The organism is Aureimonas glaciei (genome assembly GCF_014643375.1).
Classification (GTDB): Bacteria; Pseudomonadota; Alphaproteobacteria; order Rhizobiales; family Rhizobiaceae; genus Plantimonas; species Plantimonas glaciei.
Genome location: NZ_BMJJ01000007.1, coordinates 240,702 through 260,600, shown reverse-complemented (window position 1 = coordinate 260,600; position 19,899 = coordinate 240,702). Strand labels below are relative to the sequence as shown.

General features: G+C 67.1%; 18 protein-coding genes. 10 read left to right on the top strand and 8 right to left on the bottom strand.

Annotated elements, in window-relative coordinates:
- Window positions 1–31 precede the first annotated feature (31 nt).
- The 3 genes from IEX88_RS15740 to pcaQ all read right to left on the bottom strand — a co-directional run bounded on the left by IEX88_RS15740 (window position 32) and on the right by pcaQ (window position 3,869).
- Window positions 32–1,924 (bottom strand): bifunctional sugar phosphate isomerase/epimerase/4-hydroxyphenylpyruvate dioxygenase family protein, encoded by a 1,893-nt coding sequence (locus tag IEX88_RS15740; RefSeq protein WP_188852377.1) that lies wholly within the window; start codon window positions 1,922–1,924, stop codon window positions 32–34.
- A 71-nt stretch (window positions 1,925–1,995) separates the two neighbouring features.
- The gene (locus IEX88_RS15735; RefSeq protein ID WP_188852375.1) at window positions 1,996–2,835 is read right to left on the bottom strand and encodes a cyclase family protein; all 840 of its coding nucleotides are present in this window, start codon (window positions 2,833–2,835) and stop codon (window positions 1,996–1,998) included.
- Window positions 2,836–2,948: 113 nt separating this feature from the next.
- On the bottom strand, window positions 2,949–3,869 hold the full coding sequence (gene pcaQ / locus IEX88_RS15730; protein ID WP_188852373.1) for a pca operon transcription factor PcaQ: 921 nt from the start codon (window positions 3,867–3,869) through the stop codon (window positions 2,949–2,951).
- Between the two features lie 102 nt (window positions 3,870–3,971).
- Here pcaQ and pcaDC point away from each other — a divergent pair, with 102 nt between their 5' ends.
- From pcaDC to IEX88_RS15695, 7 genes are all read left to right on the top strand, one after another.
- Window positions 3,972–5,165: a bifunctional 3-oxoadipate enol-lactonase/4-carboxymuconolactone decarboxylase PcaDC gene (pcaDC, locus tag IEX88_RS15725; protein WP_188852371.1), complete on the top strand. Its 1,194-nt coding sequence runs from the start codon at window positions 3,972–3,974 to the stop codon at window positions 5,163–5,165.
- Window positions 5,162–5,878: a protocatechuate 3,4-dioxygenase subunit beta gene (pcaH, locus tag IEX88_RS15720; RefSeq protein ID WP_188852368.1), complete on the top strand. Its 717-nt coding sequence runs from the start codon at window positions 5,162–5,164 to the stop codon at window positions 5,876–5,878. The genes pcaDC and pcaH overlap by 4 nt, the downstream gene beginning before the upstream one ends.
- Window positions 5,878–6,504, top strand: a complete 627-nt coding sequence (gene pcaG / locus IEX88_RS15715) for a protocatechuate 3,4-dioxygenase subunit alpha (RefSeq protein WP_188852366.1) — start codon at window positions 5,878–5,880, stop codon at window positions 6,502–6,504. The genes pcaH and pcaG overlap by 1 nt, the downstream gene beginning before the upstream one ends.
- Window positions 6,505–6,587: 83 nt before the next feature.
- Window positions 6,588–7,322, top strand: coding sequence for a 3-oxoacid CoA-transferase subunit A (locus IEX88_RS15710; RefSeq protein WP_188852363.1), 735 nt, complete (start codon window positions 6,588–6,590; stop codon window positions 7,320–7,322).
- The gene (locus tag IEX88_RS15705) at window positions 7,319–7,990 is read left to right on the top strand and encodes a 3-oxoacid CoA-transferase subunit B (protein WP_188852361.1); all 672 of its coding nucleotides are present in this window, start codon (window positions 7,319–7,321) and stop codon (window positions 7,988–7,990) included. The genes IEX88_RS15710 and IEX88_RS15705 overlap by 4 nt, the downstream gene beginning before the upstream one ends.
- Window position 7,991: 1 nt before the next feature.
- On the top strand, window positions 7,992–9,197 hold the full coding sequence (gene pcaF / locus IEX88_RS15700; protein WP_188852359.1) for a 3-oxoadipyl-CoA thiolase: 1,206 nt from the start codon (window positions 7,992–7,994) through the stop codon (window positions 9,195–9,197).
- Between the two features lies 1 nt (window position 9,198).
- Window positions 9,199–10,275, top strand: a complete 1,077-nt coding sequence (locus tag IEX88_RS15695; RefSeq protein WP_188852357.1) for a 3-carboxy-cis,cis-muconate cycloisomerase — start codon at window positions 9,199–9,201, stop codon at window positions 10,273–10,275.
- Window positions 10,276–10,606: 331 nt separating this feature from the next.
- On the opposite strand, the gene IEX88_RS15690 is transcribed toward IEX88_RS15695, so the two are convergent.
- Window positions 10,607–11,503, bottom strand: a complete 897-nt coding sequence (locus tag IEX88_RS15690; protein WP_188852355.1) for a LysR family transcriptional regulator — start codon at window positions 11,501–11,503, stop codon at window positions 10,607–10,609.
- Window positions 11,504–11,690: 187 nt separating this feature from the next.
- Between IEX88_RS15690 and IEX88_RS15685 the strand changes: the two genes are divergently transcribed.
- The 3 genes from IEX88_RS15685 to IEX88_RS15675 all read left to right on the top strand — a co-directional run bounded on the left by IEX88_RS15685 (window position 11,691) and on the right by IEX88_RS15675 (window position 14,927).
- Window positions 11,691–12,899 (top strand): MFS transporter, encoded by a 1,209-nt coding sequence (locus IEX88_RS15685; RefSeq protein ID WP_188852353.1) that lies wholly within the window; start codon window positions 11,691–11,693, stop codon window positions 12,897–12,899.
- The gene (locus IEX88_RS15680) at window positions 12,889–13,890 is read left to right on the top strand and encodes an LLM class oxidoreductase (RefSeq protein WP_244640223.1); all 1,002 of its coding nucleotides are present in this window, start codon (window positions 12,889–12,891) and stop codon (window positions 13,888–13,890) included. Before IEX88_RS15685 ends, IEX88_RS15680 begins: the two co-directional genes overlap by 11 nt.
- A 116-nt stretch (window positions 13,891–14,006) precedes the next feature.
- Entirely contained in the window at window positions 14,007–14,927 is a 921-nt protein-coding gene (locus IEX88_RS15675; protein ID WP_188852351.1) for an EthD domain-containing protein, read from the top strand.
- A 396-nt stretch (window positions 14,928–15,323) separates the two neighbouring features.
- On the opposite strand, the gene IEX88_RS15670 is transcribed toward IEX88_RS15675, so the two are convergent.
- The 4 genes from IEX88_RS15670 to IEX88_RS15655 all read right to left on the bottom strand — a co-directional run bounded on the left by IEX88_RS15670 (window position 15,324) and on the right by IEX88_RS15655 (window position 19,899).
- Window positions 15,324–17,114: a tannase/feruloyl esterase family alpha/beta hydrolase gene (locus IEX88_RS15670; protein ID WP_210319285.1), complete on the bottom strand. Its 1,791-nt coding sequence runs from the start codon at window positions 17,112–17,114 to the stop codon at window positions 15,324–15,326.
- 132 nt (window positions 17,115–17,246) lie between these two features.
- A complete protein-coding gene (locus IEX88_RS15665; RefSeq protein WP_188852347.1) occupies window positions 17,247–18,569 on the bottom strand; it encodes an NtaA/DmoA family FMN-dependent monooxygenase in 1,323 nt (440 codons plus the stop codon).
- A gap of 98 nt (window positions 18,570–18,667) precedes the next feature.
- Window positions 18,668–19,414: an NADPH-dependent F420 reductase gene (locus IEX88_RS15660; RefSeq protein ID WP_188852345.1), complete on the bottom strand. Its 747-nt coding sequence runs from the start codon at window positions 19,412–19,414 to the stop codon at window positions 18,668–18,670.
- 107 nt (window positions 19,415–19,521) lie between these two features.
- Window positions 19,522–19,899, bottom strand: a complete 378-nt coding sequence (locus IEX88_RS15655; protein ID WP_188852343.1) for a winged helix-turn-helix transcriptional regulator — start codon at window positions 19,897–19,899, stop codon at window positions 19,522–19,524.

Genomic DNA, 19,899 nt, shown 5'->3' with positions numbered 1-19,899 from the left:
TTTGGCTTGCGCCCCGCCGCGCCGCAAGCCGCTAGCGCGTCGGCATGCCTTCGGGGGCGAAGCGGGACTGCGTCGCCAGCCGGATCGCCGCATTTGCGGCGCCGAGCCCGGCATAGCCGCGGCGCTCGACGATCTCGATGAAGAAGCCGCCGTTCAGCGCCGTCAGATAGATCTGGAAGTATTCGCCGCTGTCGTCGCGATCGTAGAGGATGCCGAAGCGGCGCATGGCGCCGAGAAGGTCCGGCGCCAGATCGAATTTCGCGTCGAGATCGTCGTAGTAGTTCTGCGGGATCGGCAAGAGGTCGACGCCACTGGCGTGGAGGGTCTCGACCGTCCTGAGGATGTCGTCGGTGCGGAAGGCGACGTGCTGCACGCCCGGGCCGACGAACTGCGTCACGAAGCGCGCCGACAGGGTGCGGACCGATTGCGAGCCGTTGAGGACGACACGAAGGCTGCCTTCGGCGTTTTCCAGGACCTGGCTGAGCACGAGACCGCCGGGATCGGGCACCTCGAGCGGAGGCATGACCTTCAGATCGAAGATCGAATGGTAGAACAGCGTCCAGGATAGCATGTCCTCGTAGCGCACGGTCTGGGCGACATGATCGACCACGCCGAGCCCAGCGCCGGCATGGACGTTCCAACCGGGTTCGAGGTCGAAGTCGACCTCCCACTGCCGTTCCAGCGCCGCCTCTTCGGCGACGAGGTAGAGAAGGCTCCCGCCGACGCCGCGGATCGCGGCAAGTTCCCGTTCGCCGGGGCCGACCGGCTGGCGGAACGGGGCCGCGAGCAGGCCCTCCGCCCGCTTCAGGGCTGCTGCGGCGTCGGCCATGCGCAGGCCGAGGGCGCAGACATTGGTGCCGTGGACGACGTAGGCGGAGTGGGCGAGACCCTCCGTCTCCTTGTTCACGACGACGCGCAGCGCCCCTTGCGTGTAGAGATCGACGTCCTTGGAACGGTGACGCCCGGCATGGCGAAAGCCGATCGAGACGAGAAGCGCCGAGAGCGCGCCGGCCGACGCGCCGTCGGTGGCGAATTCGATGAAGGAGACGCCGGTCGTCTTCGCCGGGGCGGGCAGGGGCTCGCTTTCGGATGGACCGTTCATGGCGCGACCCTCCGCCTTCAGCCGGTCCATCAGGAAGAACAGCGAGCGCCGCCCGTCCACCGCGGTCTGGCGCGCCGAGCCAGCCCGGAACTGGTCGTTGAAAATTTCCAGGGAATAGTAGCCGTCATAGCCCGTCGCCTCGACCGCCGCCATGAAGTCGGCGACGGGCAGGTCGCCCTGTCCCGGCATGTTGCGGTAGTGCCGGCTCCAGGACAGGAGGTCCAGGTTGAGTTTCGGCGCGTCCGCCATCTGCACGATGAAAATCTTGTCCTTCGGGATCGAGCGGATCGAAGAGGGGTCGATGCCGCGCGCCAGCGTATGGAAACTGTCGAGGATCAGGCCGACATTCGGGTGATCGGCGCGCCGCACGATCTCCCAGGCGTCGCGGTGATCACTGACGAAGCGGCCCCAGGCGAGCGCCTCGTAGCCGACGCGCACGCCGGCGGCCCGAGCGATTTCGCCGAGTTCACGCAGATCGTCGGCGGCCCGGTCGATGCCGCCGAGGGCCAGCGGCGACACCGTGGAGCAGATCAGGATGAGGTCGGTGCCGAGCTCGTTCATCGTCTCGAACTTGTGCTTGGCACGATCGAACGCCTTGGCGCGCTGCGGCTCGGGCAGGCCCTCGAAGTCGCGGAACGGCTGGAACAGCGAGATCTCGAGGCCGGCATCGCGGACCATCTGCCCGACCTCGCGGGCGCCGAGGTCGGAAGCGAGAAAATCGTTTTCGAAGATCTCGACCGCGTTGAAGCCCGCCGCGGCTGTCGCGTTCAGCTTGTCGGCAAGATTGCCCGACAGGGAGACGGTGGCGATGGACGTTTTCATGGCGCGGCTCCGCTTCGGTCGAAGATCCGGCCCGGGGCGGGGCGCGCCGGGCCGGCAGTCTGGCTGTGCTCTCAGACGAGCGCGATGATGCGGCTCGGGCCGCCGGTGGCGCCGCGGACTTTCGGTCCCGCGACGACCAGCATGGCGCCCTTGGCGGGCAGATCATCGAGCCCTGCGATCGCCTCGACGCCCCAGCGCCCGCTGCCGAGCCACTGGTAGTGGACCGGAAAGTCGCCGGAGGACGCCAGGCCGCGATCGAGCGAAAGCGTGTCGACGGCAATGCCCTTGACGCTGCGCTCCTTGATCAGGAACTCCGCCGTTTCCGCGTGAAAGCCGGGCGTGTGGTTTTTGCCCTCGGCATCACGGCCGGTGAATTTCGGCGAGTCGAGGAGGGCGTGCCAGCCGGAATTCATGGCAACGCAGCAGCCCTCGGGCAGAGGCCCGTTGACGGCTTCCCAGGCCTTGATGTCGTCCGGCGTCAGGGCGGCATCGGGGTCGCTCGCGGCGCGTTCGCGGATGTCGATGACTGCCAGCGGCACGACGAGATCGGCGATGTCGATCATGTCGACGCTCATGCCGTTCTCGGAGAAGTGCAGCGGCGCGTCCATGTGGGTGCCGGTGTGCTCCATCAGCGTCCAGCGATGCAGGTTCACCTTGTCCTTTTCCCAGGTCACCGGCTTCTCCACGGTGAACCATTTCTCGCCGCTGAAGGTCGGAAAGCCTTCGAACAGGGTGTGGGTGAGGTCGTGGACTTTCGAGAAGCGGTGCTCTTGTGCCGGGGCCGCGGCCCTGGCCGGCTGCAGTCCGAGGCCTGCGGAGACGGCGGCCAGGCCGATGCCGAAGCCGGCCTTGAGCAGGCCGCGGCGCGAGGCGTTCTCGCAGATGGAGTGAAGGCAGTTCGGGGGACACATGGGTTTCTTTCCTCCCAGAAAAAACCTGCCTGTTTCCGGCAGTCAGGGGAAAGTGTACGAACTAGTTCGTGATTGCAAGGCGATCGTGCTGGCATCGATCGGACGCCGGAACTCTATCCGGCCCGGATCAGGGCAGCGACCAGCCTGAGGCTTCCGAGCAGCGTCTCGGCGGCTGGGGGCAAAGCGAGGCCGGCGCGTGTCGAGATGCCGACCGGGCCTTGCGTGTCCGCTGTCGGGATGGCGAGGCGGGTGAGGATGCCGGCGCGCAAGTCTTCGAGGACGACGCCCTCTGAGATGATCCAGATGGCATCCGTCGCCCTGATATAGGCGCGGCCGAAGGCGAGCGAGACGGTCTCGACGACAGCTGCGGGGCGGGGCAGGTTCGCGGCTAGGAAGAGCCGGTCGACCGTCGGGCGGATGACCGAACCCGGCGGCGGCATCAGGCACTCGAAACGGGCCAGATCGGCGGCCGGTGAAGCCAGCCCCGCCAGCGGGTGGCCGGCCCGGGCGGCGAAGACGATCGGCTCGGAATAGAGGTGCTCGAACAGAAGGCCCGTCATCTCCTCGGCGGCGCCCATCCGACCGATGACGAGATCGAGGTCGCCCTGCCGCAACTGTGTCATGAGAAAAGCGGTGGGCCCCGTGACGATGCGCGGCGTCGCGCCGAGGCCTTGGGAACGGTAGCGCTGGATGGCCTCTGGGAGAAGACGGGCCGACACCGTCGGCAGCGCGCCGATGCGCACCGGCAGGGCGTCGGGCGCGTTGAGCTTATCCAACTGCTCCACTCCCTGGCGAAGCGCCGAGAGGCTAGACTCCGCGTGGCGCAGAAAGATCTCGCCCGCGGGCAGGAGAAAGCCGCCGCGGCGGGTGCGGTCGAGGAGTTCGGTGCCGAGGATCGTCTCCAGTTCCTTGATCGACTTCGAGACCGCCGGCTGCGTCACCGCCAGGACGTCGGCGGCCCGGACGATGCTGCCTTCCCGCGCCACGGCAACGAAGGTTCTGACATGTCGGAGACGGATCGAGGCTGACGGCATGATCATAACTACCGGGTTATGAAACCGCCTTCAATGTTCATTTTACATCACCGCATGGCGGGATTACTGGAGAGGGCAAGGTTTGGCGCATGGGGAGACGGCATGTCCTTCGTCACGGTCAACGGCAATGCCGTCCACTATCGCCGAAGCGGTACTCCGGGAGGGCGTCGCGTCCTGTTCTTGAACTCGCTGGGCTCTGATCTCCGGATCTGGGAGGCGGTCGCGGTGGAACTGGGATCCCGATGCGAAATCCTCACCTATGACATGCGCGGCCACGGGCTGACGCAGGTCTCGCCCGCGCCCTACACGCTCGATCTCCTCGTCGACGATGCCCTCGGCCTTCTCGACGCGCTCGGCTGGCCGGCAGGGACGCTCGTCGGCCTCTCCGTCGGCGGGCTCGTCGCGCAGGGGATGGTTGCGCGCGATCCCGGCCGGTTCGACGCGCTCGTCCTCATGGACACGGCGGCGAAGATCGGCACAGCCGAGAGCTGGAACGAGCGCATCGCCGCCGTGGAGGCGGGCGGCGTGGCGTCGGTCGCCGATGCCGTTGTTTCGCGCTGGTTCTCGCCGGCCTTTGCAAAGGAGCAGCCGGCGTCGCTCTTTGGCTGGCGCACCATGCTCGCGCAGACGAGCACCGCCGGCTATGCCGGCACCTGCGCCGCCCTACGCGACGCCGATCTCACCAAGGCCGCCGGGGCTATTTCGGTCCCGACGCTCGTGCTGGTCGGCGACGGCGATTTGGCGACGCCCCCGGACCTCGTCGAGGCGACCGCGCGGCTGATCCCCGGCGCCCGCTTCGAGCGCGTCGCGGGCGCCGGCCATCTGCCGTGCCTGGAGCGACCGGCGGAGATCGCGGGCGCTATCGCGCAGCACCTCGAGGCGTCCTCCGCAGCGACGGCCGGTGAGGGGGCCTCGGCCTTCGACCGCGGCATGGCGGTGCGCCGGGCGGTGCTCGGCGGCGAGCACGTCGAGCGCGCCACTTCCGCGATCACCGGCTTCGATGCAGCTTTCCAGCGCCTCATCACGGAAAGCGCCTGGGGCACGGTCTGGTCGAGCCCGCGGCTGACGCGGCGCGAGCGTTCCATCGTCACCATCGCGCTGCTGGCTGCGCTGGGACAAGACGATGAGGTGGCCATGCATGTCCGCGCCACCCGCAACACCGGCGCCACGGCCGACGACATCGCCGAGGCTCTGATGCATGTCGCGATCTATGCCGGCGTGCCGGCCGCCAATCACGCGATCAAGATCGCCAAGACGACGCTGTCGGGAATGACGTCTGGGGAGGCGGCACGATGAGCTATTTCCCGCGTGACCGGGCCTGGCATCCGCCGGCCCTGACGCCCTCCTACAAGACCTCGGTCCTGCGCGCGCCGCAGCAGGCGCTTCTGTCCATGCCGACGACGGCGTCGGAGGAAACCGGGCCCGTCTTTGGCCACGACCTTCTCGGCCCTGACGACAACGACCTCATCCGCAATTTCCGCAGAGCGGGCGGAGAGGCGATCGGACAGCGCATCGTGGTCTATGGCCGCGTCCTCGACGAGACCGGACGTCCGGTGCCGGGCACGCTGCTCGAATTCTGGCAGGCCAATGCCGGCGGGCGCTACCGCCACAAGAACGAAGGCTATCGCGCCGCCCTCGATCCGAATTTCGGCGGCTGCGGGCGCACCATCACCGACGAGCGCGGCGCTTACCACTTCCGGACGGTCAAGCCCGGCGCCTATCCCTGGCCGAACGGCGTCAACGACTGGCGCCCGGCGCACATCCATTTCTCCGTCTTCGGCCATGCCTTCGCGCAGCGTCTCGTCACGCAGATGTATTTCGAGGGCGATCCGATGATCTGGCAGTGCCCCATCGTGCGCACTATTCCGGACCGCTCCGCGGTCGAACAGCTCGTCGCGGCGCTCGACCGGCAGGCGACGATCCCCATGGACAGTCTCGCCTACAAGTTCGACATCGTCCTGCGTGGACGGCGCTCGACGATGTTCGAGAACCGGATGGAGGGCAATTGATGGTCCAGTCCCTCGATTATCTGAAAGAATCCCCCTCGCAGACCGCGGGGCCCTACGTCCACATCGGCACGAACCCGAACTGGGTCGAAATCACAGGCGTCTGGAAGGCCGATCTCGGGCTTGTCCTGGTCGGGCCGCAGACCAGGGGCGAACGCATCCTCGTCGAGGGGCGCCTCTTCGACGGACTGGGGGAGCCGGTGCGCGACGCGCTGGTCGAGATCTGGCAGGCCGATGCCGCGGGGCTCCACAACTCGCCGGCCGAGACACGCGGCAAGGCCGACCCGGCCTTTGCCGGCTGGGGACGCCAGCCCGTCTCCGGCGTCGACGGCTCGTTCCGTTTCGAGACCGTCCGTCCGGGATCCGTGCCGATGCCGGACGGTCGCCCGCAGGCGCCGCACATCACGGTCTGGATCGTCGCGCGCGGCATCAATCTCGGGCTCCATACCCGGCTTTATTTCGCCGACGAGGCGGCAGCCAATGCGACTGATCCGCTGCTCCAGCGCATTCCCTCGCCCGAACGGCGCCAGACGCTGATCGCACCGCGGACCGAGCGCGACGGGCTGCCGGTCTTCACCTTCGACATCCGCCTCCAGGGGGAGCGGGAGACGGTCTTTCTGGACATCTGAGGATTTGCAGGCTGCGCGGGCACCCGGACGGGAGCCAGGTTCGGCCAGCAGATGTGTTCGGGCAGGCCTTGCTAGGATTTGACATGGACAAGACGCTTTCCAGCCTCTCGCAGGCCGTGGCCGAGATTGCCGACGGCGCGACAGTGATGATCGGCGGGTTCGGCGGCTCCGGCGCGCCGATCGAACTAATCCACGCGCTCATTGATCGGTTCCGCGCCACAGGCCATCCGACGGGTCTGACCGTCGTCAACAACAATGCCGGCAATGGCGGCGTCGGGCTTGCGGCCCTGATCGGGCAGGGCATGGTGGCGAAGCTGATCTGCTCCTTCCCGCGCTCGGCCGATCCGCGGATCTTTACGGAAAAATACCTTGCCGGCGAGATCGAGCTGGAACTGGTGCCGCAGGGCACGCTCGCCGAGCGCATCCGGGCGGGCGGCGCCGGCATTCCCGCCTTCTACACCCCGACCGGCTTCGGCACGGACCTCGCCAAGGGCAAGCCCGTCGAGGAATTCGACGGGCGCCCCTATATCCGCGAGCGCTGGCTGAAGGCCAACTTTGCGCTGGTGAAGGCGCATCTCGGCGATACCCACGGCAACCTCACCTTCAACAAGGCGGCGCGGAACTTCAATCCGCTGATGTGCATGGCGGCCTCCGTCACCATCGTCCAGGTCTCGAAGATCGTGGCGCCCGGCGCGATCGATCCCGAGCATGTCGTGACGCCCGGCATTTTCGTGCAGGGGCTGGTCGAGGTGATCGATCCCGCCCAGGAGGAAGACCTGAACCGCGCCGATGCGGTGTATCCGGAGATCGCGCAATGACCGCCAGACTGACCGCGACCCAGATGGCATGGCGTGCCGCGCAGGACATCGCCGACGGCGACTACGTCAATCTCGGCATCGGCTTTCCCGAAATGGTCGCGCGCTTCCAGCCGCCGGGCCGGCAAGCGATCTTCCACACCGAAAACGGCATCCTCGGCTTCGGCGAGGCGCCGGCCGCCGGCGAGGAGGACTGGGACCTCATCAATGCCGGCAAGAAGGCGGTGACGCTGAAGCCCGGCACGGCCTTCTTCCACCACGCCGACTCCTTTGCCATGGTCCGTGGCGGCCATCTCGACGTCGCCATTCTCGGCGCCTACGAGGTCGCCGAAACAGGCGATCTCGCCAACTGGTCGACGGGGCCGAAGGGCGTGCCCGCGGTCGGCGGCGCGATGGACCTGGTGCACGGCGCCAAGCGCGTCGCGGTCATCACCGACCATGTGACGAAAGACGGCCGGCCGAAGCTGGTTCAGCGCTGCAGCCTGCCGCTGACGGGCGTCGTCTGCGTCACGCGGGTCTATACGAGCCTTGCCGTCGTCGATATCGAGGCAGGGCGCTTCGTCCTGCGCGAGAAACTGCCGTCGCTGTCGCTGGAAGAGCTTCAGGCCGCCACGGGTGCGCAGCTTCACGTGGAGGGCACCGTCGCCAACCTTGTCGTGCCGGAGATCTGACATGCCAGACGCCTTCATCTGCGCCTATGTGCGCACGCCCATCGGCCGTTTCGGCGGTGCCCTGTCCTCCGTGCGCGCCGACGATCTCGGCGCCATTCCGCTGAAGGCCTTGATGGAGCGTTATCCCTCGGTGGATTTCGCCGGTGTCGACGAGGTGATCTACGGCTGCGCCAACCAGGCGGGCGAGGACAACCGCAACGTCGCGCGCATGGCGCTGCTGCTCGCCGGTCTTCCCGACAGCGTGCCGGGAACGACGATCAACCGCCTCTGCGGCTCCGGCATGGATGCGGTGATCACGGCGGCCCGCGCGATCAAGGCCGGCGAGGCGGACCTCATCATCGCCGGCGGCGTCGAGAGCATGAGCCGCGCCCCCTTCGTCATGCCGAAGGCCGAGAGCGCCTTCTCCCGCCAGGCGGAGATTTTCGACACGACGATCGGCTGGCGCTTCGTCAATCCCTTGATGAAGGCGGCCTACGGCGTCGATTCCATGCCGGAGACCGGCGAAAACGTCGCTGCGGATTTTTCCGTCTCGCGCGAGGACCAGGATCTTTTCGCCCTGCGTTCGCAAGAGAAGGCCGTCGCCGCCCAGGCCAATGGACGCCTCGCCCGGGAGATCGTTGCGGTTCCCGTCGCGCAGAAGCGCGGCGAGCCGAGGCTCGTGGAGCACGACGAACATCCGCGTGCCGACACGACGCTCGAAGGACTGGCGGCGCTGAAGACGCCGTTTCGCAAGGGCGGCACGGTCACCGCGGGCAATGCCTCGGGCGTCAACGATGGCGCGGCGGCCCTGATCGTCGCCAGCGAGGCAGCCGCCCGCCGCCACGGCCTGACGCCGATCGCCCGCGTCCTCGGCGGCGCCACGGCAGGTCTCGCCCCGCGGATCATGGGCTTCGGCCCGGCGCTCTCGACGCGCAAGCTCTGCAAGCGGCTCGGGCTGAAGCCGGACGATTTCGACGTGATCGAGTTGAACGAGGCGTTTGCCAGCCAGGGCCTCGCGACGCTGCGCGATCTCGGGCTCGCCGACGACGACATCCGGGTCAACGCCAACGGCGGCGCGATCGCGCTCGGGCACCCCTTGGGCATGTCCGGCGCCCGCATCACCGGCTCGGCCGCGCTGGAGCTCTCGCTGACGGGCAAGCGCCTGGCACTCGCCACCATGTGCATCGGCGTCGGCCAGGGCATTTCCGTGGCGCTCGAAAGGGTCTGACATGGTGGCCGAGCCCCCTTTGGTGACCGCCCTCTGCGGTGACGCCGAGATTTCGGCGCATTTCTCGGGGGATGCAGAGGTCGCGATGATCCTGCGCTTCGAGGCCGAGCTGGCACGGGCACAGGTCGCGTTCGGGCTCGTTCCGCAAGCGTCGGCGGATCGCATCGCCTCGGTCGCCGAAACGCTGCGACCGGACCCTGCCGAACTCGGGCGGGCCATGGCGCGAGACGGCGTCAGCGTTCCGCATCTCGTCCAGGAATTGCGCCGTGCCGTGGGGGAGCCGCATGCCGCCTTCGTCCATCTCGGCGCGACAAGCCAGGATGCCATTGATACTGGGCTGATGCTGCGGCTGAGGGCGGTTCTCGACCTTCTGGTCGTGCGCCTGGAGCGGCTGATGGAAGAGATGGGCCGGCTCGTTCGCGAGCAGGGATCCCGGACGCTGATGGCGCAGACGCGCATGCAGGCCGCCCTACCGTTCACGCTCGCCGATAAGCTCGCCACCTGGCAGCGCCCGCTGGAGAAGCACGCCGCACGCCTGTCGTCGCTGCGCGCCGGACTTCCCGTCCAGCTCGGCGGGCCGATCGGCACGGGCGAAAGCTTTGGCGACCAATACGAAGACATCCGCAGGGCGCTGGCTCTGCGGCTCGGCCTCGGCGACGCGCCGTCCTGGCAGTCCGACCGGACGGAGATCCTCGACATCGCGCAGGCCCTGGCGCTACTGGCGGGAACGACGGCCAAGATTGGACAGGATTTCGCCCTCATGGCGCAGACCGGCATCAATGCCGTGCGGCTGGCCGGCGGCGGAGGCTCCTCCGCCATGGCGCACAAGGAGAACCCGGTCGGCGCCGAGGTGCTTGTGGCCATCGGCCGCTTCAATGCCGGCCTTCTCGGCCTTCTCGGCCAGTCCATGATCCACGAGAACGAACGCTCGGGCGCCGCTTGGACCCTGGAGTGGATGCTCCTGCCTCAAATGGCGGAGACCACCGGTCGGGCCATCGCTGTGGCGGAGGGCCTCGTGTCTCATGCCGAGTTCAAGGCGCTTCGTGGCGCCTTCGATTATGCTGCGTGCCCAAAGTAGCGAGATCATTCCGCCGCTCGCTGAGCGTGCTGCCTTGAAGCGCCTTGGCACGCCTGAGGAAATCGCCGAAGTGGCCGCTTAGCTATGCTCGGACGAAGCGTGCTTCGTCACGGGGCAGTCTCTCCTCGTCGACGGAGGGTTCACGATCCCCGGGCCGCGTCAACAAGGACGCCTGGCGGATATCAACGTCCGCTGTCGGGGCGGTCCAAGTGGCTGCGGAATGTCTTGAGAGGGTCGATGACTGCCAGTTCTTCTGTGTCCGTAGCAGAGGACTCCATGCTGTCTCATGAAGTGGCCGCCGGATCCGGCAGTGCGACCGGAGAAACCGCTCTTACAGTTTCGCCTCAGTTCGGACGTGCTGCGCGATGCAGTCGACTAACTCCCTCACCTTCGGGACCCGGAAGCGACTGGCAGGCCACAGTATCGTGAGGACGCTCGCCTCGTCGGATGCCACTTCCAGGATCGGCACGAGCGCACCCCGTGCCAGGGCATCCCGCACAAGGAATTCGGGGAAAGCCGCGATGCCCGCTCCCGCCAGGGTTAGGTCGAGCAACGGGTCGATCACACTCGTCACAAGGCTGGCGGAGATCTGCACGCCCGGCGCGGTCCGCACAGGCCACTGAGCCATCCGCCCTGACGAGAGGCGCTGCCGGAGGCATACATGGTCGGAGAGCTCCTCCACCGTGGCCGGGACACCGCGTCGCGCAACGTAGGCGGGGGAGGCCACAAGCCGCCAGCCGAACCTGACGAGCGTCTTGTGGAGCAGGCGCGTGTCGCCGGTCTCGCCCGTCCGGATTACGACATCGAATCCTTCATCGATGACGTCCACGAGGCGGTCGCTGTAGTCGAGCTCCAGTTCGACATTGGGATACGCTTCGACGTATGCGGCAAGCGCCTTCGTGAACAGCGTTCCCGTCAGAGGCAGGCTGACGCGCAGCCTGCCACGCGGACTGCCCGATGCTTCCGCCAGCTCCGCCTCTCCCTCGCGGAGCTCGTCGAGCATGCGCCGGGCGCGGACGAGGAACAGCTTGCCGGCGTCGGTCAGCGAGATGGTGCGCGTCGTGCGGTGGAAGAGGCTAGTCGACAACTGGGTCTCGAGGCGTCCGATGGCCTTCCCGATCGCGGACGACGAGATGCCGAGCCCCTGGCCCGCCGCCTTAAAGCTCCGGGTGTCGGCGGCGGCCACGAACGCCCGCAGCGAGGCCAGGCTGTCGACAGGTTCGGTCATTGAGAACCTTTGCTCCGTTATGATCGGAATTAGGGACTGTAGGTGGAGTGAGCGGTCGTCGCTAGATGAGGCGTCGGAGCAATTGCATCTAGGAGCCACTCGTGGCCAATTCTCACCGTCCTTCCTTGGCGCATGCGCCAAACGCAACTCACACAGGGGGACCGGCGACCACGATCGGTGCCCATCGATGAGTGCCGTCCTGAACGCCGCGCCTGTCGGTGCGGCGAAGCCCGCCGGCACCGCGCTCGCCGTGGCTCTCCTGGCCGTCTCGGCCTTCGTCATCGTCACGACCGAGTTCATCATCGTCGGCCTACTGCCGAGCCTCGCCCGCGATCTCGGGATCGCCGTCTCCACTGCGGGTTGGCTCGTGACCCTGTTCGGGTTCACCGTGATGCTGTTCGGGCCCGTCCTCACCGCGTTGCTGTCCCATTTCGACCGCAAGCGGCTGTTCGTTGTCATCCTCCTGATCTTCGCCGCGTCGAACGCGCTGGCGGCCGCGGCACCCAACATCTGGGTACTTGGGCTCGGCCGATTCCTTCCGGCCTTGGCGCTTCCGGTCTTCTGGGGGACCGCCAGCGAGACGGCCGGGGCGATCGCCGGCCCAGAACGCGCGGCCAAGGCCGTTTCGAACGTCTACATGGGCATCGCCGGCGCGATGGTCCTCGGCATCCCGCTCGGAACCCTTGCCGGCGACGCTTTCGGTTGGCGGGGCACCTTCTGGGGGCTTGCGCTTCTCTCGCTCGCGATGGCCGTCCTCCTCGCCGTGGTCATGCCGCCCATCGCCCGGACGCCGCGCATGCGGCTGGGCGAGCAGCTCCACATCTTCCGAGACCGTGCCTTCGTTGCCAACCTGGCGCTCTCCGTCGTGGTCTTCACCGCGATGTTCACGTCCTACACCTACCTCGCCGATCTCCTTGAGCAGGTGGCGGGGATTGCACCCGGCGCCGTCGGATGGTGGCTGATGGGCTTCGGTGTCGTGGGTCTCGCTGGCAACTGGGTCGGTGGGCACATGGTCGGGCGCGACCCCTTCCGCGCGACGCTCGCCGCCCTCGCCGTCCTTGCAATCGGCATGGCCGCCGCGGTGCCGCTGGCCGGCAACCACCTCTGGCTGGCGATCGCGCTCGCCGTCTGGGGCTTTGCCAATACCGCCCTCTACCCGATCTGCCAGGTTCGCGTGATTGGCGTGGCGAGTCATGCTCAGGCCCTCGCGGGCACGCTCAACGTCTCGATGGCCAACGCAGGGATTGGCTTCGGCGCGCTCATCGGCGCCGCGACGATCGGTACCTTCGGCGTCGGGAGCCTCGGCTACCTTGCCGCCGCGATCGCCGTCGTCGGGGTCCTTATGGTTCCGTTCGTCGCACGCCTGAGCAGAACGGAGGTCTCCCATGCCGATTGAGTCCACCATCGTCCGGGGCAACCCGATCGCGGGGATGCCTTACGTCCCCTCGCTCGGAGAGCACCCCGGCTACGCTCGGGTCTTCCGCGAAGGACACCTGACCTTCGGGCTGATCGCGCCGCTCGAGGCCTATCCGGATTCGCCGTGGCCGACGCTCGAACGCCATGCGGACGCCCTGAGTCTCGTCGACGGCATCGACTTTGCCGCGATCTGGCTTCGCGACGTTCCGTTCTACGATCCCAGCTTCGGCGACACGGGGCAGGTCGTCGAGCCGATGGTCTACGCAGGCTGGCTCGCCGCGCAGACGAGGCGGATCGCGATCGGCACCGCCGGCATCGTGTCGCCGTTGCGCGACCCGTTGATCGTCGCCAAGCAGGCAGCGAGCATTGATCGATTGAGCGGCGGTCGCTTCATCCTTGGCCTTGCCACAGGTGACCGACCGTCGGAGTTCGCGGCATTCGGGAGCGACATCGACAACCGCGTCGAGCGCTATCGGGACGCGCTGGCGGTGATCCGGGCTGCGACCGAAGGGTCCTTCCCGCAGCACCACTCACGTCACTACGGGGTGATGGACGGGTCACTGGACATGCTGCCGAAACCCGTGGCGCCCAGCCTTCCGATCGTCGCCATCGGTCGGGCAGGACAGGACTTCGACTGGCTGGGCGCCAACACCGACGGCTGGATCTGGCACCTCAGCAATCCGAAGATGTTGGCGTCGGTCGTCGCCGAATGGCGTCTGGGCAGCGAAGGACGGTTCCGGCCCTACGGCTACGGAACGATGTTCGACCTCCTCGCCGATCCGGATGCACCGCTCGGGTTCCAGGGCGGCGCGATGCGAGGTGGCCGAAAGGCGCTCGTCGAGCATTGGAAGCGGCAGCGCGACGAGGGCGTGAACCACGTCGCGCTCAACATGAAGCCGCTGCGGCGCCCCTTCGAGGACGCGGTCGCCGAGCTCGCCGATCACGTTCTGCCTGTCTTCTCGCAGGACTGACTTTCGTCAGCAGGCCGCTCAGACCTGCCCGTTTCCTTTCAAAGGCATTGGCCACTGACGAGCTCGCCTTACCAGGCGATCAAGCCAATGCTTCACCCGTCACCAAGGACAAGCCCATGCCCAAGATCTCGACCGCCATCGACCATGCCGAACGCGATACCGCTATTGCCATCAACTCCTACACGACCGTCCTGCGACGCCCGCGGGTGCCGCACGAGCTGTTCGCGACCTACTGGCGGGACGTGCACGGGCCGCTGTGCTCGCGCATTCCCGGTCTAGGCTGGTACGTGCAGAACCATTTCGACCGCGAGCAGGACGCCCATCTGTGGCCCGTGATCGAGGGTATCGAGCCGTTCCCCGACTACGAGCTGGACGGGGGCGTCGAGATCGGCTTCCAGTCTGCCGAGGATCAGGTCCTGTTCAACGAGGCCTGCCCGATCCTCTTCGCGGACGAGCAGAACATGTTTGCCGCCACCGTCGCCTACGCGTTGCCGAAGGGGTCGACGACGCTGGTCGATTACTCGGCCGAGCCCTCGCCGAACGGGGACGACGGCCTCGACAGGATCCACGTCCACTTCGGCGCCAGGCACGACGACGCCGCGGCGTTCGGCGAGCGCATGACCACGCTGGCCCGTTCGCTCGCCACCGAGGAGGCCGTCCTCAAGGTGCGCGTCCATCTTCCGGAGGCCTACGACAATGCCAAGCCTGCGCCGCCAGCCCCGAACGTCGATCACCAGGTCCCTCCCGAACGGCGCTTGGTGGCGGTGCTAGAACTGGCCTTCGCATCCCCGCTGGAGCGCCGGACCTACTTCGCGTCCAACGCGTTCGGCACCGCGGTTGCGGGACTGGAGGCCTATGTCGCCTACGCTACGGGCTTCGCGGTCAGTGGTGTCTACACCTACGTGCGTGACAGGACGCTGACGCTGGCAGGTCTGCGCGGCAGCCGACCCGCCCAGTTGATCGAGCAGATCGGCGCCCTCAACCAGGTCAAGGAGGACGTGCGCCGTCTCCTGCTGACAGGGCGGTTACAAGATTGAGACGGCCTGAAGAACAGTCGGGTGCCAAGATCTCCATTTCGGATCGGCTAAATTAAGTGCTGGTCGACCGCTGTACGCTGCATCCACTGATGGCACAGCGCCATACGCACGAGGGCCCCCGTAGAAGCGACGGTATCAGCGCATGACCGCTTCCGAGCAGCCTAACAACGACGCCGGACGGCTGCACCGGGTCGAGAGCCGTCCGACCGCTTCCGGACGGCTGCTTCAATAGCCGCTTGAGACCGGACGGGGTGGAAAGGAGCCATTCAGCTTCGAGCGTGGAGACTGAAGAAGCGGACCTTCGCGAACTCAGAAGTCGGCAAGGGTTTCCGTCGCCATCCGTTGGTGAAGAAGCGACGGCTTACGGGTTCCTACTTCAGCGTACGTTCCATAACGTCATAACTCGCAGGCGTAGCTCGTTGCTGACTTCACCGAACCCGCGCCCTTGTAGGTCGTCTTCATCGGATAGACGCAGAGCGGCAGGGAGACGCTGCCGTCGCTCGAAGTGACTTTGATCGTTCCCGGCGCCTTGCCGTTCTCGACCCAGTCCTGAAGTGCCGTGAACATCTCGTCGCGACCGGACACGGGCTGGGGCACGGGCACGTTCGGCAGCCCCTCGGAGCGCCCGCTGTGGGTGAAACCGGGGATGAGGTAGGAACGGAAGAACCCCTGGACCGCCTCGGCGCCGCCCATGCGGGACAGGACGCTCTCATAGTAGCCGATCGATCCCTGGGCCGGGATGTACTCGTCCGCCAGGCCCTGGTACATCACCACCTTGCCTCCCGCGGCGTCCAAGGCCGACAGGTCGGGATCGTCGGTGTTGATGGCACTGAACTGCGGTTGGAGCTCGACGCCCCGAGCCTGCGCGGCGGCAAGGCCCGCGTAGTCCAGCGTCTCCAGCCAGCGGTTCGCGCCCTTGCCCGTGGCGTTCACGAAGAACTGGCTCCCCAACGTGGGGTCCTGCATCTCGAGGGCAGCCTGATCCGCCGCGAGAAAGATGCCCGGCGCGCCGCCTGCGGGCGTGGCCTTCAGGTCGGTGCCGCGCGTCCAGCCGAACCACAGCCGCGTCTGGTCTGACAGCACGTTCGCACTGCCGTTGTCGCTCTGGGGAGCGGGCGCCGAACCGTCGACGGTCTGGCCGTACCAGATCTTGTTGACGACGGTCGCTTCCTCCTTGGTGAGGCAAGCCTGTGGATCGCCCGCCGCGCCACTGCCAGCTTGGCCGGACGGCTCCTTGCAGAGGGCCGCGGCGTCCTGCGTGGGATCGTATCGGCATGACAGCGGGTCGATCAGGAAACCGAGCTCGGCACCGCCGCAAGCTGCGATCGCCGCCTTGGTGACAGTGGCGAGCTTCTCCGGCGCGACGAGCCTGCCGAGGTCTTGCTTCATGGCAACCTGGGCGTAGAGCCCCGCCGTGTGGTAGCGGCTCCAGTTGATGGCAGGCGCGCCGACCAGGATCCCGTCGAAGTCGCCGGGAAACGCTTGCGCGATCTTGAGGCCCTGACGGCCCCCGGTGGAGAAGCCGTCCCAGTATGCGAACTCGTGCGGGCGACCGTAGTAGAGCTTTGTCAGCGCCTTCGTCTTCTCGGCCACCTCGTGCAGGCTCCGCTCGGAGAAGTCCTTCCAGCCGACCGTGTTGACGCTGCCGTCCGGGTTCATGGCGAAGGAGGGATCGATCGGCGAACCCATATGCCCGTTGTCGGACGTTGCCACCACGAAGCCCTTCGCCGCGGCAGCCGAATGGAGATCGTCGCTGGCGATCTGAGTCTCGCTCGCCTGCGGAGTTCCCGACCAGCCGCTGTTGCCGTAGGCCCGGATGCGTCCGTTCCACCCGTCGTGGCTGGGGAGCAGCACCTCGATCCCGATGCCCGCCGAGGTCGATCGCGCTTCAGCGGGACCCGGGTTACCGGGACCAACCAACAGCTTCACGAGGCACATGTCCGTTCCGACCGTCGGAGGGGGAGCGCCCGCGGCGCCCTCGACGGTGCTGCTGGAAGCCGCTCCGTTCGCGGCTCCCTCGAGAAGCAGAGGCTCTCCCTGTTTGAACGCCTTCACGAGCAGGACAGTGGTGTCGGCAGAGCCGCTCAGGGCGGTCTTCAATCCGTCGTCGCAGGCCAGCGGGGCGGAAGGGGTCGGCCCTCCGTTGTCGGCGGCTTGGGCAAACGCTGCCGGCCCGGTGAGCGCCATGCCCAGCATGGCTCCAGATGCCAGAAGCGTCGCGAGCTTGCGGTGATGAGCGAAGGCTTCGTTTCCGCGGTTTCCGATGTTGGTAATGCGCTGGGTCATGGTTGTTTCCTCCTCCTTGATGTTGTTGTCGGCTCAGCCGGCGATGCGGGGATCGAGCCCGTACTGCGCGGGCACCCCGAGATGGTCGCGGAGGGTCGTGCCCTCGTACTCGCGATGGAACAGGCCGCGGTCCTGTAAGATCGGGATCACGCCATCGACGAAGGCATCGATCCCGTCGTCGTAGACGTCCGGGGATACCCAGAACCCGTCGACGGCCTCGGCCTCGAACCATTCCTGCATGTGGTCCGCAGCTTCGACAGGCGGGCCTGCGATCACCGGATGGTAGTCGATCACGCCGTGGGCCAGGATGTCGCGAAGGTTCCAACCCTCCCGGGCAACCTTCAGGGCCAGCGCGGAACGAGGATCCCTCGGCGAGGGACTCGCGGCCGCCAACTGCTCCTGCGTCAGCGGCTCGTCGAGGCGAGCAGGGTCGAGATGCAGTCCGAGCATCTGGCCGAGATAAGGGATACGTTGCGCGAAGGTGTGCTCGGTCAGCTTGATCCGGCGATCAAGGCCCGAGCGCTTGTCGTCGGCGATCGTCGTCATCAGGCCGGCGAAGAACTTCACCTCGTCCGGATCGCGCCCGGCGCGCTCCGCCGCCTCGCGGATGGCGGCCCGCTGGCTGCGGGCGTCCTCGATGCTGAAGGTCGCCCCGACGACGCCGCTGGCGTAGCGGCCTGCCAGCTCGAGGCCGTTCCCACCGCCGCCTGCCTGGAAGATGATCGGCTGACCCTGTTCGGACGGCGGGATGTAGAGGGGACCGCGGGAGGCGACGAACTCGCCGCTGAGGTTGATCGGCACGACCTCGTCACCCCTCGCGAACTGGCCGGACGCCTGGTCGTGCACCCATGCGTCCCGGCCCCAGCTACCCCACAGGGCCTGCACGAGCTGGATGCTCTCGTGCGCCCGGGCGTAGCGCTCCGGACGGGCGGGTACGCGCTTTCCGTAGTTCGCCGCCACGTCCTCGCCGCTCGAGGTGACCGCGTTCCATCCGGCCCGGCCATGGCTCATGACGTCGAGCGCCTTGAACTGCCGTGCGAGGTTGAAGGGTTCGTTGAAGGTGGTGGAGCCCGTCGCGACTAGGCCGATGCGACTGGTCTCGCGGGCGACCGCCGCAAGGGTAAGCATCACGTCGAGATTGTAGTGCGGAGGCTCGTTGTCGACGTCGGCGACGTAGCTCGGCCCGTCCGGCAGGAACAAGAACTGGAGCTTGCCGCGTTCGGCTGCCTGAGCATGGCGAACCTTGGCGTCGAAGCTCGTGTAGCTCGTCGGATCGACCCAGGGCATGCGCCATGCCCCATGCGTGCCGTAGCCGTTCCCGAGATGCATCCCGACGATCATCTTCGGCTTTGTCATGACAGTCCTCGGGTGCGAGTTGGCAGGCGGGGTAAAGTCGCCCGCTCGGTCCGCCGTTGGCGACCGCGATCGAGCGGCCGGATGCCTTTCGGCGACCCTCAGTTCAGGGGATTGGCCGAGCGGTTCATGGCGATCATGTCGTCATGCGTCAGCCGCGGACCGGACGTGCTCATGTTCTCGAGAAGCCTGTCGCGGATGGCGGGGGCCTCGCCCGGCACCGCGGCCGCCAGGGCCTTCCGCATAGTCGCGGCATCGTAGTCGCAGCAGTAGCCCGGCGTTCCCGGCTGCTGGCGCCACGACTCCTGCAACGTCCCTCCGTCGACGGCATCGAAACCGACGTCGTTCGCGATGCCCATCACTGTCTGCTTCGCGGCGGCGTCGTCGCCCGCGACGGCCACGGCCAGGCGTTCCGGCGATCCTGCGGGACGGCCGAGCTCGGCGAGCGAGTGCGCCAGGATGTTGTTGAACGCCTTGATGACGGGTCGGCCGATCTGTTCGGTGACCCAGACGCTCTCGGTCTTGCCCGCGTCGAGCTCGGCGATCTGCGGATCACGCAGGCCTGGATAGTAGTTGCCCGTGTCCACTACGGAGACCGAGTCGGGAAGGCCGTCGAAGAGGTCCTTCGGCAAGTTGGCCACTGCGGGAAAGGGGATCGAGAGGATGACGAGGTCGACGCCGTCGACGGCTCCCTGGGCGTCGGTGGCGGTGGCCCCGATCTCGTCAGCGAAGGGTCGTACGGCTTCGGCTCCCTTGGAGTTCGCCACGCGAACCTGGTGGCTTGCCGCAACGAGCTTGCGAGCAAGGGTGCCGCCGATGTTGCCGATGCCGATGATGCCGATCTTCATGTTCCGCTCCCGTAGGCTGATGCCACGGGGCGAAGCTAAGCGGATGCTGACGCATCGGCAAGAACACACCGATTGGTGTTATACGCACCAAAAGGTAACCGCGTCGGTCAGGCGGCCTTAGTCGTTTCCTCCGACGCGCTGCGGCGCATGAACGTCCAGTCGATCAGGGCCTCGATGGCCGGGCCAAGGGCGAGACCCATCTCGCTGAGCGCATACTCCACCTTCGGCGGCACCTGCGGGTAGATCGTCCGGACGATGATCCCGTCCTTCTCCAGCTCCTTCAGTTGCTGGATCAGCATCTTCTGGTTCACGCCCTCGACACGGCGTCCCAGCTCCGAGAACCGCAGGGGTTCCTTGGCGGCGAAGAGCTGGAAGATGATGACGATCTTCCACTTGCCCTCGAGCACGCGCATCGCCTCGCTCGTCGCTGCCGCCCAAACGAGCTGTGCCTTCGGGTCCTCGCATCGCCAGTCACGATCCACCAT